Source organism: Bradyrhizobium sp. Ses1 (assembly GCF_059512365.1).
This window is the reverse complement of sequence record NZ_JCAMOQ010000019.1, coordinates 87594-104334: the sequence shown is the minus strand read 5'-3', so window position 1 is coordinate 104334 and position 16741 is coordinate 87594. Positions and strand designations below refer to the sequence as shown.

The 16741-nt window shown below is 62.5% G+C and carries 13 protein-coding genes; 7 read left to right on the top strand and 6 right to left on the bottom strand.

Annotation, left to right across the window (positions count from 1 at the left end; genetic code table 11):
* The 4 genes from AC5ZG5_RS22240 (at position 1) to AC5ZG5_RS22225 (ending at position 4280) form a co-directional block, all read left to right on the top strand.
* Positions 1-942, top strand: a complete 942-nt coding sequence (locus tag AC5ZG5_RS22240) for an efflux RND transporter periplasmic adaptor subunit (RefSeq protein WP_130227862.1) — start codon at positions 1-3, stop codon at positions 940-942.
* A gap of 222 nt (positions 943-1164) precedes the next feature.
* The gene (locus AC5ZG5_RS22235; protein ID WP_028162152.1) at positions 1165-1815 is read left to right on the top strand and encodes a response regulator transcription factor; all 651 of its coding nucleotides are present in this window, start codon (positions 1165-1167) and stop codon (positions 1813-1815) included.
* A 230-nt stretch (positions 1816-2045) separates the two neighbouring features.
* The gene (locus AC5ZG5_RS22230; RefSeq protein ID WP_130227863.1) at positions 2046-2444 is read left to right on the top strand and encodes a response regulator transcription factor; all 399 of its coding nucleotides are present in this window, start codon (positions 2046-2048) and stop codon (positions 2442-2444) included.
* A gap of 300 nt (positions 2445-2744) precedes the next feature.
* Positions 2745-4280, top strand: a complete 1536-nt coding sequence (locus AC5ZG5_RS22225; protein WP_456642731.1) for an ATP-binding protein — start codon at positions 2745-2747, stop codon at positions 4278-4280.
* A gap of 68 nt (positions 4281-4348) precedes the next feature.
* On the opposite strand, the gene AC5ZG5_RS22220 is transcribed toward AC5ZG5_RS22225, so the two are convergent.
* A complete protein-coding gene (locus tag AC5ZG5_RS22220; RefSeq protein WP_456642730.1) occupies positions 4349-5593 on the bottom strand; it encodes an oxalate decarboxylase family bicupin in 1245 nt (414 codons plus the stop codon).
* 289 nt (positions 5594-5882) lie between these two features.
* Between AC5ZG5_RS22220 and AC5ZG5_RS22215 the strand changes: the two genes are divergently transcribed.
* A complete protein-coding gene (locus AC5ZG5_RS22215; protein WP_456642729.1) occupies positions 5883-8177 on the top strand; it encodes an FdhF/YdeP family oxidoreductase in 2295 nt (764 codons plus the stop codon).
* A 204-nt stretch (positions 8178-8381) separates the two neighbouring features.
* On the opposite strand, the gene AC5ZG5_RS22210 is transcribed toward AC5ZG5_RS22215, so the two are convergent.
* The 4 genes from AC5ZG5_RS22210 to AC5ZG5_RS22195 are packed head-to-tail and all read right to left on the bottom strand — an operon-like array spanning position 8382 to position 13728.
* Positions 8382-8792, bottom strand: a complete 411-nt coding sequence (locus AC5ZG5_RS22210; RefSeq protein WP_028162156.1) for a thioesterase family protein — start codon at positions 8790-8792, stop codon at positions 8382-8384.
* A gap of 10 nt (positions 8793-8802) precedes the next feature.
* Positions 8803-11916, bottom strand: a complete 3114-nt coding sequence (locus tag AC5ZG5_RS22205) for an efflux RND transporter permease subunit (RefSeq protein ID WP_456642728.1) — start codon at positions 11914-11916, stop codon at positions 8803-8805.
* On the bottom strand, positions 11913-13088 hold the full coding sequence (locus AC5ZG5_RS22200) for an efflux RND transporter periplasmic adaptor subunit (RefSeq protein WP_456642727.1): 1176 nt from the start codon (positions 13086-13088) through the stop codon (positions 11913-11915). The genes AC5ZG5_RS22205 and AC5ZG5_RS22200 overlap by 4 nt, the downstream gene beginning before the upstream one ends.
* Positions 13089-13113: 25 nt before the next feature.
* Positions 13114-13728, bottom strand: coding sequence for a hypothetical protein (locus tag AC5ZG5_RS22195; RefSeq protein WP_456671151.1), 615 nt, complete (start codon positions 13726-13728; stop codon positions 13114-13116).
* Between the two features lie 310 nt (positions 13729-14038).
* Between AC5ZG5_RS22195 and AC5ZG5_RS22190 the strand changes: the two genes are divergently transcribed.
* A complete protein-coding gene (locus AC5ZG5_RS22190) occupies positions 14039-14875 on the top strand; it encodes a helix-turn-helix transcriptional regulator (RefSeq protein ID WP_456642725.1) in 837 nt (278 codons plus the stop codon).
* 61 nt (positions 14876-14936) lie between these two features.
* On the opposite strand, the gene AC5ZG5_RS22185 is transcribed toward AC5ZG5_RS22190, so the two are convergent.
* Entirely contained in the window at positions 14937-15287 is a 351-nt protein-coding gene (locus tag AC5ZG5_RS22185) for a hypothetical protein (protein WP_456642724.1), read from the bottom strand.
* A gap of 230 nt (positions 15288-15517) precedes the next feature.
* Between AC5ZG5_RS22185 and AC5ZG5_RS22180 the strand changes: the two genes are divergently transcribed.
* A complete protein-coding gene (locus AC5ZG5_RS22180; protein WP_456642723.1) occupies positions 15518-16723 on the top strand; it encodes an MHYT domain-containing protein in 1206 nt (401 codons plus the stop codon).
* Positions 16724-16741 lie beyond the last annotated feature (18 nt).

Below are 16741 nucleotides of genomic sequence, written 5' to 3'. Positions count from 1 at the left end.
ATGTCTGAAGTTCAGACGCGATTGGCGGGCGATGGGAAAGCTCTGCTGCGCTCTTCGGCAGGCGGGGCGAGCCGCAGGATATCGCTCAGTTCCGTGATCCCGGCACTGCTCACGCTGGGCGCTGTCGTGGTGGCGGCGTTGTTGGGATGGTTCGCGTGGGACGTCTATATGGGGCGGCCGTGGACGCGCGACGGCATGGTGCGGGCCTATGTCGTGACCGTCGCGCCGGAGATTGCCGGGCGGATCGTCAACCTGCCGGTCGCCGACAACCAGATGGTGCGCAAGGGCGACGTGCTGTTCGAGATCGAACCGAACGACTACCAGATCGCGTTGGACGCTGCCCGCGCCCAGGTTGCGCGCGACCAGGCCGCGCTCGACTACGCGCGCGCCAACGAAGGACGGCAGGCGAAGCTGCGCGGAGAAGGCTGGGTGTCGACGGACGTCTTTCAGCAATCGGCAAGCTCGCTGCATCAACTGCAAGCCGCTGTCGCCGCGGGTCAGGCCATGGTCTCCAAGGCGGAGCTCAATCTCAGCCGTGTCACCGTTCGCTCGCCCGTCAATGGCTATGTGACGAATCTGCTGGCCCAGCGCGGCGACTACGCCAATATCGGCCAAAACCTGGTCTCGCTGGTCGACGCCGATTCCTTCTGGGTCGACGGCTATTTTGAGGAGACGAGCCTTGGAAGGATTCGCGACAATGATCCGGCGACAGTCCGCTTGATGGGCTACAGCCAGCTCATCCGTGGCCATGTCGGCGGGGTCTCGCGCGGCATCACTGTCACCAACGCGCAGCCGGGGCAGGGCGGGCTCGCGTCGGTCAATCCGATCTTCACCTGGGTGCGGCTGGCGCAGCGGATCCCGGTGCATATTCACATCGATCATGTGCCTGACGGGGTGCGCCTCGTTGCCGGCACCACTGCCAGTGTGGAAGTCGGCCGCTAGGCCTTCGATCCCGGTTGGCTATTTTGTCGCAGGCATAGCAGCAGCGCCGCGGGAGCATGGTTGCGTCCTGTTCCCGGCACCCCCGTAGAATTGCGGAGGTTCCGCTGATGTGTTCTAACGTCAGAGGTCAGGGATACCCGGAAAATCAGTTTTGAATCCGAAACATCCGTCTGCTGCCGTCCGCTGGAGTTCTCATTCGGCCATTGCATGCGGAGATGGCGCATGAATCCGTTTGCGTCGCCTCACGACCTGACGACGGGCCAGGAGTCAGTTGTCTTCGTCGTCGACGATGACGAGAGCGTACGACGGGCGCTTGCCAACCTGTTCCAATCGGTGGGCCTGGAGGTGCAGGAGTTCGGCTCCGCCGCGGAATTGCTGCACAGCAAGTTGCCTGATGTCGCGAGTTGCCTGGTGCTGGACATCCGGCTGCCCGGGTTGAGTGGGCTCGACCTCCAGCTCGAATTGGCCAGGGCCGACGTCCACATTCCCATCATCTTCATGACCGGTCACGGCGACATTCCGATGAGCGTCCGCGCCATGAAGGGCGGGGCGATCGACTTCCTGACCAAGCCGTTCCGCGATCAGGATATGCTCGATTCCGTGATGACCGCGATCAAGCGCGATCGCGAAAGGCGCGAGGCTGAGAAAGCCGTTACGGGCTTGCGAGAACATTTCGAGACCCTGACCGACCGTGAACGCGAAGTACTGGCTTTGGTGGCTGCGGGTCTCATGAACAAGCAGATTGCGGCGCAGATCGGGGTTGCCGAGATCACCGTCAAAATCCATCGCGGGCGCGTCATGAAGAAGATGGGCGCAAAATCGCTCGCCGATCTGGTCAGGATGGCCGAAATGATCGGAATTCGCCGCCGATAGCTGTGGGCGAGAAACCTAAGTATGATTCCCCGGTACCTTGATAGAGCGCATTTTAACGTTACGAGCGTGCGATCCGGGGAAGCGGTGCCGGCTTTTCCGCGCGACAAATGGGGAACGTTTGCGCGGCAGATCGTGTGCCGGACAAGAATCTAGGCGGGCTGACGATTCGAGGAAAAGTCATCGCGCGCTAGCGGATCCTTATTCCCCGTTTCCCCAAAAGGACAGCGATCTTGCCGACAACACCGATGATCTCCATCATCGACGACGATGCGTCCGTCCGTACCGCGACCGACAATCTGCTGAGGTCTTTTGGTTATGGCGTTCTCACGTTTGGGTCGGCTGACGAATTTCTGCAGTCCGGCGTGCTCGACCAGACCTCCTGCGTGATCGCCGACGTCAATATGCCCGGCACTAACGGCGTCGAGCTCCTGCTTCGCCTGCGCGCCCGCGGCAACGAGATACCTTTCATCTTTATCACGGCTTTTCCCGAGGCGGCCGTGTCCGCCCACGCCGCAAGCGCCGGTGCAGTCTGTCTCTTGACCAAGCCGTTCGAGACCGACAATCTCATTCAAAACCTTGAACAGGCCCTGCAGGGGCGTGATGGGCAAGGTCCGACTGTCAAGATCTGAATTCTTCGGCAGGCGGGTTTTTCCGACCCGGTCGGTCCAGACGGGACGGGTCCCGACGATCACCAAAACCGCATCGCGGCCGCCGTTCACGGCTCGTCCACTCCTGCCACACGGAAATTCAACGGCTCTTGAGTTGGAAGAACGAGTCTTGAGTTGGAAGAGCTCTTGCGCGACCGTAAGCAGGGATTTCATGATCGGGCGGCACAAGGAGCATTTGGCATGTATCCGGGCCAGCGTAGCAGCGAAACAGGTGCGCCCGCTTTGTCCGTCGATGCCCCGCGGCCATCTTCAGATTGGCGCTTGGGACTGACCGATTTCGATCAGACGCCCTGGGCGACGTTCTCCCGTTATGCGGTTGCGATCTTGTCGGTCGCTGCAGCTCTACTCGCCTCCAAGGCCGCGGTCGAGTACCTGAACATCGAACCGTACGTCTCGCTATTTCTTTGCGCGATCATGTTTGCGGCCTGGTTTGGTGGCCTCGGCCCCGGCTTGGTGTCGACTGCGCTTGCAGGTTTGGCGTTCGAGTATTTCGTGGCCTCTCCCATCAATTCGTTCGAGATCGATGTTCATCAGATCCCGCGCGTGAGTTTGTTCTTGATCACGGCGCTGTTCGTTAACTGGATCGCTGCGGCACAGCGAAAGGCGACGAGATCGCTGGAGCTTTCTCGCCGCGACCTGTTGGCTGCGCTCGAAGCGCAGAAGCGGACCGAGGCCCGGCTGCTGCGGAGCGAAATGTACCTGGCCGAAGCGCAGCGGCTGAGCCGCACCGGCAGCTTTGGCTGGAAGGTGGCGACCGGCGAGATCAGCTGGTCGGAGGAGACGTTTCGGATCTTCGAATGCGATCCGGCCACAACGCCGACACTGGAGTTCGTTCTGCGGCGTATGCATCCCGAAGATCGGGATTTCGTGCAGCAGTTGCTCGAGGAGGCTTCGCAGAATGGCGTGGATTTCGGTCACGAAGCCAGGCTGGTGATGCCGAATGGCGCGCTAAAGCATATTCGCACTTTGGCCCATGCCGTGAAGGACGGTCCTGATGGCATCGAGTACATCGGTGCGGTGACCGACGTCACTCCCGCTAAGCAGGCCGAGGCCGCGCTCAACGACGCGCAGGCGGACCTCGCGCACGCCACGCGCGTGATCACGCTCGGCGAGTTGACGTCCTCCATCGCCCACGAGGTGAACCAGCCGCTGGCCGCGATCATGTCGAACGGCGAAGCCTGCCTGCGCTGGCTCGACCGCGGCGCGGCAGGCATGGAGCATGCGCGGCGCTCGGTGGAATGGATCGTCAAGGATGTCAGCCGCGCGGCCGACGTGATCGGGCGCGTTAGGGCGCTGGCACGCAAGACCGATACGGAGCGGGCGCTTCTTGACATCAACGAGGTCGTCAACGAGGCCCGCGTGCTGATGCGGCGCGAGCTCACGAGCAAGCAGATCACGCTGCGTACGGAGCTTGCGACCGATCCGCTGATTGTCCGCGCCGACCGGGTTCAATTGCAGCAGGTCGTCATGAACCTGGTGATGAATGGCATCGAGGCGATGCAGCCGGTTACGGATCGGCCGCGCGAATTGCTGATCCGATCGCAGCGCAGTTTCGATGCCGATCAGGCCATCCTGATCATGGCGGACTGCGGCGTCGGCTTTTCCGACGAGAACGCCGAGCGGCTGTTCAATGCGTTCTTCACCACCAAGTCGGCCGGCCTTGGCTTGGGATTATCGATCTGCCGCTCGATCGTCGAGGCCCATGGCGGAAAGCTGTCTGCATCCCGCAATGCCGGGCCGGGCGCGACCTTCCAGTTCACCCTGCCGCTCCATGAGGATGTCGGACGGGCGCAATGAGTCCACCCGACTGCGATCATGCCTTCGGCAAGATACCCAGGTTCATGCCTTCGGCATGATACCCAGGTTCATGCCTTCGGCATGATACCCGGACTGTTGTCGGGCCACTTGGCAATCATCGCTTCGTCGATGTTGAGATGCTGCGCTACCAGCTTGGGCGGCGTATGCGTGAGCCAGTTCGTCAGCGAGACTTCCTCGTAGCGAGGGGCGCGGAACACGCCGACGAATTGCAGGTCGGTATCACCGACGTTCTCGACATAGTGCCCGTAGTTCTTCTTGACGTAACCGATGTCGCCCGCGTTGAAGTCCATTGTCAGCGCATTGGGGCCGGTGTTGAACACCGTCATCCGGGCCTTGCCCTTGATGTAGTATTGCCACTCGTCGGCGTTCGGATGCCAGTGCATCTCGCGGACCGCGCCCGGCTTGAGGGTGACCAGCGCCGAGGCCACGGTCGTTGCGACATTGAAGTTGGTGCTGTCGGCAACGTGAATGGTGCCGGCCTCGGACTGCTTGAGCGGGCGCGAGCCTTCGAGCGAGAAGATGAAGGGATGCGGCGGCATCTCTGCGCTCCTGCTCATCGCGGCGCGGTCGGCGGCGAGGTCGCCTGGCACGGTGCCCTGGAATATCCAGAGGTTGTGCAGCGGAATGTTCGCGAAGCTTTCGACCGGAACTCCGAAGTTCTTGGCGAGCACTTCGGGCGGCGTGTGGGCCATCCAATCCGACAGCAGCAGCGTATTGAACTCGTCGGCGTGGCCGTCATCGAAGCAGATCACGAACTCGCAGCCGTCGGGTCCGAGGCCCTGCAGGGAGTGTGGCGTGCCGGCCGGAAAATACCAGAGGTCGCCCGCCTTGAGGTCGCCGACATAAGGACGCCCCTCGGCATCGAGAACAGTCACGCGGCAGGTGCCATAGGTCATAATGGCCCACTCGGCGGCCTGATGCCAATGCAGCTCGCGAATGCCGCCGGCGGCGAGGCGCATGTTCACGCCGGATATTTCCTTCGAGATCGCGAAATCGTCGACCGTGACCTGCCGCGCCCAGCCGCCGTTCTGAATGCGTCTCGGTGCATTGTTGAAGGACGCCCAGGTCGTGGGCAGGCCGCCAACGTCGGTCGCGGGCGGAGTGAATGCGGATGGAAACTGTTTTGCAATGGCTGGATTCTGCGGACCGGGATCGGTCAGACTTCCAGGCGACTTGGCGTTGATGGCGCCCTGAGGCGGCTCGTCCGGATTACCGAAGCTTGCAGCATGCGCGGATGCGGTCATTGCGGCTCCGACAGCCGACGCTGCCAGAAGATCTCGTCGCGAGAACATGAGCTGATACTCCAGAAAGAGATGGTCGAACCGGTACAGATCCGCTCATCAGCGGCCCGTTCATCAAGACCTAGGCAGGCGCCGTTGGTTTTGCTTCCGTAATGACACGCTTTTTCTGGAACGCACTGCCGCGATGACAGATGACGCGCAGTTGCGTGAGCACGACGTGCAAGCTTCTCACGCGGCGAGCGGTGCGATTGTGCAAATCCCGCCTCGTTTTGGAAAGACATCGGTTGGACAGCTCTCCTTTACTCAACCGACCCTGGCATTCTAAAAAAGGCCTTTGCCGATGACCGTTCGCAAATCCATCCGTCCCTATCATCAGCCGGCCGGCGGATGGGGAGCGCTCAAGGCGTTGAGCGAGCATCTGATCGAGCAGCGCGTTCCGATCAAGGGCGCGACGACGCTGAGCCGGATGAACCAGCCCGAAGGATTCGACTGTCCGGGCTGCGCCTGGCCTGATCCGAAGCATACGTCGTCGTTCGAGTTCTGCGAGAACGGCGCCAAGGCAGTTGCGTGGGAAGCGACGGCGAAGCGCTGCACGCCGGAGTTCTTCGCCGAGCACTCCGTCACCGAGTTGTCCGGCTGGAGCGATTACGATCTCGAAATGGTCGGTCGGCTCACCCATCCGATGGTCTATGACAGGACGTCCGATCATTACCGTCCGGTAAGCTGGGACGATGCGTTCGCGATCATCGGCCGCCACCTCAACGCACTGCCCGACCCTAATATGGCGGAGTTCTACACCTCGGGTCGCACGTCGAACGAAGCCGCGTTCCTCTATCAGCTTTTCGCCCGCGAATACGGCACCAACAATTTTCCTGATTGTTCGAACATGTGCCATGAGGCGACCAGCGTCGGCCTGCCGCAGTCGCTCGGGGTGGGCAAGGGCACCGTGCTGCTCGACGACTTCGACAAGGCAGATTGCATCTTCATCTTCGGCCAGAACCCCGGCACCAACAGCCCGCGCATGATGACGAGCCTGTGGAAGGCATCGCGCCGGGGTGCAGCGATCATTTCCTTCAATCCGTTCCGCGAGCGGGCGCTGGAGCGCTTTCAATATCCGCAGAATCCGATCGAGATGGCGACCTTCTCGGCCACCAAGATCAGCTCGCCGCTCTACCAGGTACGCGTCGGCGGCGACATTGCCGCGCTCAAGGGCATCATGAAGGTGATGGTCGAGGAAGATGAGGCTGCGCGCGCAAGCGACAAGCCCGAGATCCTCGATTGGGATTTCATCCGTGGCCATACCGCCGGCATCGAGGCGTTCATCGCGGATCTGAAGGCGGCGCAATGGCCTGATATCGAGCGGCAGTCCGGTCTCTCGCGCGAGGATCTCGAGCATGCCGCGCACGTCTATATGAAGGCCGAGCGCGCGATTATCGTCTATGGCATGGGCATCACCCAGCACAAGCGCGGCGCCTGCAATGTGCAGCAGCTTGCCAATCTCGCGCTCCTGCGCGGCCACATCGGACGCGAGGGCGCCGGCCTCTGTCCGGTGCGCGGCCACTCGAATGTGCAGGGCGATCGCACCGTCGGCATCACCGAAGTGCCGACCAAGGAATTCCTCGATCGGCTGGAGCATCGCTTCGGCTTCAAGCCGCCAGCCGCGCACGGCCACAACGTGGTGACGGCGCTCGAGGCGATGCTGCGCGGCGAGGTGAAGGTGTTCGTCGCCATGGGCGGCAATTTCGCCGCGGCGATACCGGACTGGCAGCAGACGCAGGCCGCGTTGCGCAATCTGGATCTCACGGTTCATGTCTCGACCAAGCTCAACCGCAGTCATCTGATCCATGGGCGCGATGCGCTGATCCTGCCGTGCCTCGGGCGCACCGAGATCGATATCCAGGCGACCGGACCGCAATCGATCACGGTCGAGGATTCGATGTCGATGGTTCATGCCTCCGGCGGCCGCAACAAGCCAGCCTCCGAGCATCTCCTGAGCGAGCCGGCGATCATCGCCGGAATCGCACGCGCCACCCTCGGCAACCGCAGCGTGGTGGATTGGGAGGCCTTGGTCGCCGACTACGACCGCATTCGCGATGCGATCGAGGACGTGTTCCCGATCTTCCAAGGCTACAACGCCCGCATCCGCGTGCCCGGCGGCTTCCATCTCACCTCGACGGCGCGCGAGCGCATCTGGATGACGCCGTCGGGAAAAGCCAATTTCCTGCTGTTCGAAGGATTGGGCGAAGATAGCTGTGAAAGCGATCCGGAGATGCTCTGGCTGAGCACCATCCGCAGCCATGATCAGTACAACACGACGCTCTATTCGATGTCGGACCGCTATCGCGGCGTGTACGGTCAGCGCGACGTGGTGTTCCTGAACGAGGCGGAAATGAAGAAGCGCGGCCTTGCCGACGGCGACCGGGTCGATCTCGTCACGCTCTCGACCGACGGAATGGAGCGCAGCGTGCACAATTTCCGCGTGGTCGGCTATTCCTTCCCGAACGGCTGCTGCGCCGCCTATTATCCCGAGACCAATCCGCTGGTGCCGCTCTATGCGCATGATCCCATGAGCTTCACCCCGTCGTCGAAGGGGATTCCGATCCGGATCGTACGCTCGGTGAGGGAGCAGAACTAAGCGGGCGCGCTCTCTCCTCCCTCTCCCCGTTCTTACGGGGAGAGGGTAGGGTGAGGGGCTGCTTCCACGGATACGGTGCGAGTTGCACTCGCGGAGGCTCCCCCTCACCCGGAATTCAAGCTTCGCTTGAATTCCGACCTCTCCCCGCAAGCGGGGGCGAGGTGGAGGTCCCGAGATCTGGTCTCGTGCTCCGCTAAAGAGGACTCACGCAGCCGCATTCTCATTCACGCCGAACCGCTTCTCAAATTCTGCGACGTTGACGATGCCGCGGCGGTGGGTGCCTTCGCCGATCTTGCGCTCCTCGTTCCAGGCTTCCACGGCGAACAGGATGTGCCTGGAATCGAGCTCGGTGACGCGGGCGGTCGCGCGCACGGTCTGGCCGATCGGAGTTGCAGCGAGATGGCGGACGTTCACCTCCATGCCGACGCTGACAAATCCCTTCGGCAGCGCCGCTGAGATGGCGGCACCTGCGGCGATCTCCATGTGCAGGATCATCATCGGCGTCGCATAGACCCGCGGCATGCCTGGAACGAAATGTCCGACCGTCAGTTCCGGCGTCACGATGATCATCGTCTCCGCGGTCATGTCGAGCTTCAATAATTCACGTGCATCCATATCCGCTTCCTTATTCTGCGGCTGCCGCGACCACTTTCTTGGCGGGACGCTTGCCGATACTGCCGAGCCATTGGCCCAGCCTGTCGAGATAGAGATAGACCACCGGGGTCGTGTACAGGGTCAGGACCTGCGACAGCATCAGGCCGCCGACGATGGTGTAGCCGAGCGGCTGGCGCAGCTCCGACCCGGTGCCGGTTCCGACCATCAGCGGCACGCCGCCGAGCAGCGCCGCCATGGTCGTCATCAGGATCGGCCGGAACCGCATGGTGCAGGACCGATAGATCGCCTCTTCCGGGCTCAAGCCCTCATTGCGCTCGACCTCGAGCGCGAAGTCGACCAGCATGATGCCGTTCTTCTTGACGATGCCGATCAGGAGGATGATGCCGATAATGGCAATGACGGTGAGATCCATGCGCACGGCCATCAGCAGCAATAGCGCACCGATGCCCGCCGAAGGCAGCGTCGATAGGATCGTGATCGGATGGATGAAGCTCTCATAGAGCACACCGAGAATAATGTAGATGACGATCAGCGCCACGCCGATCAACAGCGGGGTGCCCGACAGCGACGACTGGAAGGCTTGCGCGTTGCCCTGGAACGACGTCGCGAGCGAGGGCGGCTTGCCGGTTTCCTTTTCGATCTTCTGAATGCCGGCCACCGCCTCGCCGAGCGACGCGCCGGGCTTCAGGTTGAAAGAGATGGTGACCGACGGGAACATGCTCTGATGGTTGATCAAGATCGGCGCCGGCTTGATCCCGCTCTTGACGAGCTGACTGAGCGGGACCTGCTGGCCGCTCGCGGAATTCACGTAGATGTCCTTCAGCGCCTCGGGCCCGTACTGGAAGCTCGGATAGACCTCCATCACGACGTGATACTGGTTCAGCGCGGTGAACATGGTCGAGACGATGCGCTGGCCGAAGGCGTCATCCAGCGTGTTGTCGATGGCGGAGGGAAGGATGCCGAAGCTCGACGCTATCTCGCGATTGACGGTGACGTCCAGCATCGGACCGGCGTTGGCCTGATCGCTGGCGACGTCGGTGACGAACGGCAGGCTCCTGATCCGTTCTAGGAAGATGGCCGACCAATGCGTCAGCTCGTTCGAATCCGCGTCGGTCAACGTGTACTGATATTGGGTCTTCGACAGCCGCGCGCCGATGGTGATGTCCTGCGCGGCCTGCATGTAGAGGGTGATGCCCTGGATGTGCGCGAGCTGCGGCCTCAGCCGATTGATGATCTCGTCCGCGCTCGCCTTGCGCTGTGGCTTGGGCTTCAGCATGATGAAGATGCGGCCCTGATTGAGCGTCGCGGTCGGCCCGCCCGGCCCGATATAGCTCGCCACCGAATCGATCGCGGGGTCCTTCAGCAGCGTGTCGACCAGCACCTGCTGCCGCTCGGACATGGCCGGGAACGAGATGTCCTGCGCGGCTTCGGTGATGCCGACGATCTGGCCGGTGTCTTCCTGCGGGAAGAAGCCTTTCGGAATGACGACGTAGAGAAATCCCGTCAGCGCGATCGTACTCAGCATCACCATCAACGTAACGAACCGATGGCGCAGCACGACCTTCAGGCCGCGGGCATAAAGCGCGAGCAGGGAATCGAAACCCCACTCGAAGGCGAGGTAGATTCTGCCATGTTTCTTGTGGCTGTCGTCCTTCAGGAGCCGCGAGCACATCATCGGTGTTAGTGTCAGCGAGATCACGAGCGACAGTATCAGTGAGGCGGTGATCGTGATCGCGAACTCCTGGAACAGCTTGCCGACATAGCCGCCCATCAGGAACAGCGGGATGAACACCGCGATCAGCGACAGGGTGATGGAGACGATCGTGAATCCGATTTCGGCCGAACCCTTGAGTGCGGCCTGCATTGGGGTAAGGCCCTTCTCGAGATGGCGCACGATGTTCTCAATGACGACGACAGCATCGTCGACGACGAAGCCGACCGCGATCGACAGCGCCATCAGCGACAAATTGTCGAGGCTGTAGCCGAGCACGTAGAGGACCGCGAAGGTGCCGATCAGCGATAGCGGAACGGTGACAGCGGGAATCACGGTTGCCCAGAGATTGCGCAGGAACAGGAAGATCACCATCACCACCAGAGCTACCGTCAGCATCAGCGTGAACTGGACGTCGGCGACGGCGGCGCGGATGGTGGTGGTGCGATCGGCCGCGATCGTCACCTTGATCGCGGGCGGAATGGATGCCTGAAGCGTTGGCAATAGCTTCTTGATGCGGTCCACGGTCTCGATGACATTGGCGCCGGGCACGCGCTGGACCGCGAGGATGATCGCCGGCTGCTTGTCATACCACCCGGCCAGCAGGTCGTTTTCCGGAGCCTCGATCGCCTTGCCGATATCCCGAATCCGCACCGGAGAGCCGTTGCGATAGGCGATGATCAGTTCGTCATAGGCGGCGGGATTGAGTAACTGATCGTTGGTGTTGAGCGTGTAGGTCACGCGCGGGCTGTTGAGCGTTCCCTTCGGCAGATCGACATTGGCGCCGGCGATGACGGTGCGGACATCCTCAAGGCTTATTCCTCTTGCGGCGAGCGCCTGCGGATTGACCTGAATGCGGATGGCGGGCTTCTGCTGACCGCCGATGCCGACCAGGCCGACGCCGGGAATCTGCGAGATCTTCGGCAGCAGGATGTTCTCGGCATAGGCATCGACCGTGGTCATCGGCAGCGATTCAGAGGTCAGCGCGATCAGCATGATCGGCGTCTCGGCCGGATTCACTTTCCGGATCGTCGGTGGGTAGGGAATATTCTGCGGCAGATAGGGGCTTGCGGCATTGATCGCCGAGAGCACGTCGACGGCGGCGCTGTCGACCGTGCGCGAGAGCTCGAACTGGACGACTACCTGGGCCACGCCGAGCGCGCTCGACGAGGTCAGTTGCGTGACGCCGGGGATCTGGCTCAATTGCTGCTCGAGGGGCGTCGCGACAGAAGATGCGATCGTCTGCGGGTCGGCGCCGGGCAATTGCGCCGAGATCTGGATCGTCGGGTAGTTGACGTTCGGCAGTGCGCCGACCGGCAACAGCGGATAGGCGGCAAGTCCACACAGCAACAGCCCGGCCATCAAGAGGACGGTCGCGATCGGCCGGGCGATGAAAGGCGCCGAGAGGTTCATGGAATGGCCTTCTGCACCGAGCTTTGCAGATCGGCTTCGGTTGCGGCCTTGCCGTGCAATTCCTTGACGCGGCTGCCCTGCTGCAATCTGTATTGGCCATCGACCACGACGGTCTCATTGGCCTTGAGTCCGTCATCGATCAGTGCCTGCCCCTGGCTGATCTGGCCGACCTTCACGGAGCGCAACTGCGCGGTCCCATCCGGCGTCACCACGTAGACATAGGAGCCGTTCTGGCCTTGCTGGACTGCGGAAGCGGCGATGGTCAGCCCGTCTTTGCGGGTTTCAAGCAGCAGGTTGACGTTGACGAGCTGGCCGGGCCAGAGCCGATGCGCGGCATTCGGGAATTCGGCCTTGAGCTGGATGCTGCCGGTCGTCTGCACGATCTCGTTGTCGACGAGGAGCAGCTTGCCTTCATCCAGCTTGATCTTGTTGTCCTGACTGTAGGCGATCACCTTCAGCGGACCCTTGGCCATCTCCTCTTGGATTCGCGGCAGATAGCTTTCCGGCAGCGTGAAGATCAGTGAAATCGGTTCGATCTGGGTGACGACCACGAGGCCGTTCGGATCGGTCGGGTGAATGATGTTGCCGACGTCGATCTGGCGCACGCCGGTCACGCCGGGAATTGGCGAGGTCAAGCGCGTGTAGCTGAGCTGGATCTTGGCCTCGTCGATCTGGGCCTGATCCGCCTTCACCGCGCTCTGCAACTGCGCTACCTGCGCCTGCTGGGTCTGGATCAGTTGCGGGGTGGCATAGCCCTTGTTACCGAGCTGGGTGTACCGCGACAGATTGGCCTGTGCGTTCTCGAGCTGCGCGTTGTCGCGGGCGAGGTTCGCGGTCAGTTGCTCGATCTGCGCCTGATAAGGCCGCGGATCGATTTGCGCCAACAGATCGCCGGCCTTGACGGTTTGTCCTTCGACGAAGGTGATTTGCGTGATCTGTCCCTGGATTTGGCTGCGCACTAAGTCTGTATTGTAGGCGATCACCGTGCCGACGCCGGTCAGATAGATCGGGACATTGCTGCTGGCGACGGTCGTCGCGACCACCGGGATCGGCGCCGGCTCCGGCACTGCGGCGGCTTGCTCTGACGTCAGCGGGCGCTTGAAGTGCCAGAACCCGCCGCCCGCCAGCACCACGAGCAGAACGGCCACTGCGATCGCGATCTTTCGCTTCACGGCATGCCTCGTAAATGTGTTTGTCTCAACAGCCGCCTGGTGCCGCCGTCGTTGTTGTCGTGCCATCGGCCGGACAAGGTAGCGCTTCGGCCGGAGGCGAAGAGCCTACTGGCGATGACGCAGGTGACGGGAACGACAGCGCCGGACTGAGACCCGCACTGCCGAGTTCAGTCGAGCCCAAGGGAACTCCGATCGGTCCCACGGATGACGATGTCGACGTCATGGGACGCACGATGCTCGTCGTGCCGTGCGCGCCGCAGCCGGCCGAGGAATGTCCCGACAGCCCGCCGCCATCGAAAACCGCTCCCGGTTTGCTGGCGGTGAAACAGTTTTCGTTTCCGAAACTCATGGCGGCGCCGGATTGCGGCAGCACCGGGCTCGTGCCGGGTGTTGCAAGTTCGGTGGAGCCCAGCGGAATGCCTGCCGGCCGGATGGCGGAACCCGTTGCCGAACCGAGCGGCGAGGCGAGGTTCGGAAATGGCTGCACGCCAGGCGTCGCTGCCTGCGCGGTCGCGGGTTCGAGCGAAATCGATTCGACGGCGAGCCACAGCGAAATGCAAGCAGCGAGTGCGGCGATTAGGGATCGTCGTCCGGACGTGCGCGAAAGCTGGTTTCGCCTCGACCGAAGCGGACCTGTCATAGGACGGCTCTCCGGAGGTTAAGCTCTCCGAAAAGTTACTTCCCGCCTTCCGCGACGGTATTTCAAGAACGCACGCCCTACCCGTCGAACGCACGCAGCAGATACCAAGGTATGATCGCCTTAGCCCCACAATATACGTACGTGAAAACGCCCGTAGAATGGAGCGAGCGGCGGTGCTAGATATTCTCCAAGGCACAAGTCGGAATGCGGCCGCTCCGAGGAGAGACGCTCAAGGAAGAGTGATCTCTCGATTGGTAACGTGTACAGGCCTTCCGGCGTACGGTCACCATGGCGACAGAGAGATGGTACCATGCCGCAGATTCAGCTTCGACGAGATGACAACGTTCACTTCAACGATGGTCTGCCGGTTCACGCGACTGTCCATGAAACACCATATCACCGCAAGACAGCCGCAGCTGAACGTCTCAATAAGTCGACGCAGGCCGCGGTGCTGCTGCCCGGCCGTCCTGTCGTCGATGACAGGATGGCGCTTGCGTTTGAACGCCTGCACCTCGTGCTCGCGATCGCAGCACAAGGTCATGCGGAAGGGAATGCAGCTGAGCGCGCCGCGCTGCTGAACGCCGCCAGTAGCCTCGATGTCTTCCAGCACAAGGCCGCGATCGAACGGCTCAAGGATCCCGTCATCAAATGCCTGTCGGATGCGCTCGCGGACACCGGGCAGGCCTATGACCGCCATGCCGGAATTCGCGCCGATGCGCTGCGGCTCGCCGTGGCCATCAGGTTGCTTGGGTTGCAGGCCGAGAACGGGTCATTCGTCAATGATCGAGCTGTCACGACGGTTCCTGCCGAGCGACCGGTCGGGGGATTGCAGAAGTGGCGGCTGAAGCGTGTCGCCGAATATGTCGACAGCCATCTGTCGAAGAAGATCACGCTCTCGGATCTGGCAGTCGTTGCGGGATTGAGCCGGATGCATTTCGCTTCGCAATTCCGGATCGCGACTGGCCTTCGGCCGCACGAATATCTGCTGCGACAGCGCATCCGCCGCGCCGACGAACTGCTTCGGCACACGACGATGACGATCGTCGAGGTTGCCCTGAGCGTCGGATTCCAGACCCAGGCTCATTTCACCACGGTGTTCAAGCGGATCGCGGGAAGTACGCCGGCTCAGTGGCGCGCGCTCCGTTAACGGCTAGGCCTCCGGCTACGCTCATTTGGCAGTCGCACGCCGTGCGGCCACCTGTGACGGCTCATCGCGCCGCCGCGAGCGCACGTGTGGCCTTGTCGAGTTGGGCGTTGCATTGCGCGGCATCCCCTGCGCGATCGGCGGCACGGGCAAGATTGAGCGCATTGAGCACGCGTTGGAGACGCCGCCCATATTTGCCTTCGGTGGCGGCGATCGATCGCGGCGTCGGCTGGTAGTTGCGCGTCGCGTCGAGACTCTCCTTCTGCCAACCCCCGGCGCCGGCGCGTTTCTCGATCGCGGCATCGGCCTGGGCTTGAACGCGCGCGATCGAGTCCTCGCAGGGACCGGCATGGCTTGGCGGAATCGTCAGAAGCAGGATGAGGATGGCGGCCCCGAACGGCGCGACCTTTTGCATGGGTTCGTCTCCTTGTGTGCGGCCAACTGTTACTTGGTTACCAAATGACAACGTTCGTGACGATGTCTTTCGCAATTGAACGTGCACGCGCAACCATAGGCTTTTCGAGATGACATCGCATCTGCGAAGGGAACAGGGCGTTGCTGCAGCGGTAGACTGTCTCTAACTGTCCGGTTATGTAGGGAGGCTAGGGAGGGGCCAGCCCGTGGAGACGGGCGGCCGAGACGATCATGTTCGAAGGACACGATCCCTATCTCGTCGCGCTGTCGGTGGCGATCGCGATCCTGGGTGGATATACGGGCTTCAGCCTGGCGGCGCGGATTCGCGGCACGCCGGGAGGCAGCAACCGCATCCTGCTCGCGGGCGCCGCCGCGTTTCTGGCTGTTGGCATCTGGACCATGCATTTCGTCGGCATGCTGGCGGCCCCGCTGCCGCCCGACACCGTCTATCTGGTCCTGCCCACGATCATCTCCTTTCTGATCTGCGCGCTGGTGGTCGGCATCTCCCTGTTCTTCGTCAGCATCGGCGAGCCGTCGCTCAGGCGCGTGGCCTCGTCGGCCGTGTTGCTCGGCGCCGGGATCGCCAGCATGCATTACGTCGGCATCCACGGTCTGTCCGGTCGTTTCATGATCGAGCACGACGACGCATTCGTCCTGTTATCGGTGATCGTCGCGATGGTGACGGCCTATGGCGGCCTGCGCGCCTTCCTCGCGCAGCAGGAAGGCTTTCGACTGGTTGTCAGCTCGATTGCCTTCGGTGTTGCCGTCTCCGGCATGCATTATACGGCGATGGCGGGGATGCATTTCGCACCGCTTGCGGCGGGGACGCATCAGCATCTCGGCGGCGGACTTGCTGCGTCGCAACAAATCCTTTCGATCATCGTTGCCGTGCTCTGCTTCGTGATCGCGGCTGGCTTCCTGCTGTCGCTGGTGCCGGATCCGCGCCGCCAGAATCTGGTTCCGGCGATGGCCGGCGAGGTCGTGTTGCCTGCCGATGCGCTCGTGCCCGAAACGGTCGCGGCTGCCGCTGTTGCACCGCGGCTGAGCGCGGCGCCGCTCGCCGGTGTCGGCCGGCCGCCCCGTTCGGCGCCCGCGCCGCGGCTGCCGGTGGAGGGGGCCGACGGCACGCACTTTATAGATATCGCTGACGTGCGCAGCGTCCGGGCCGATGCGCATTATACCCGGGTGCATGACGGGACTCGGGAGCGGATGTGTCCGTGGTCGATCTCCGAGGCCGAGGCGCAGCTCGATCCCGCTCTGTTCATGCGGGTGCATCGCAGCCACATCGTCGCGATCCCGCATGTGGCCTTCGTCCGCAGGGAGGGCGATGGCGCGATCATCGAGCTCGACGGGACTTCGCCGCATCGCGTGCCCGTCAGCCGCGCCAAGATCGCCGAGGTCAAGGCGCGACTCGGTCTCAGCCGTCGCCATGCCTAGGCCCGGCTCCGGCCAATA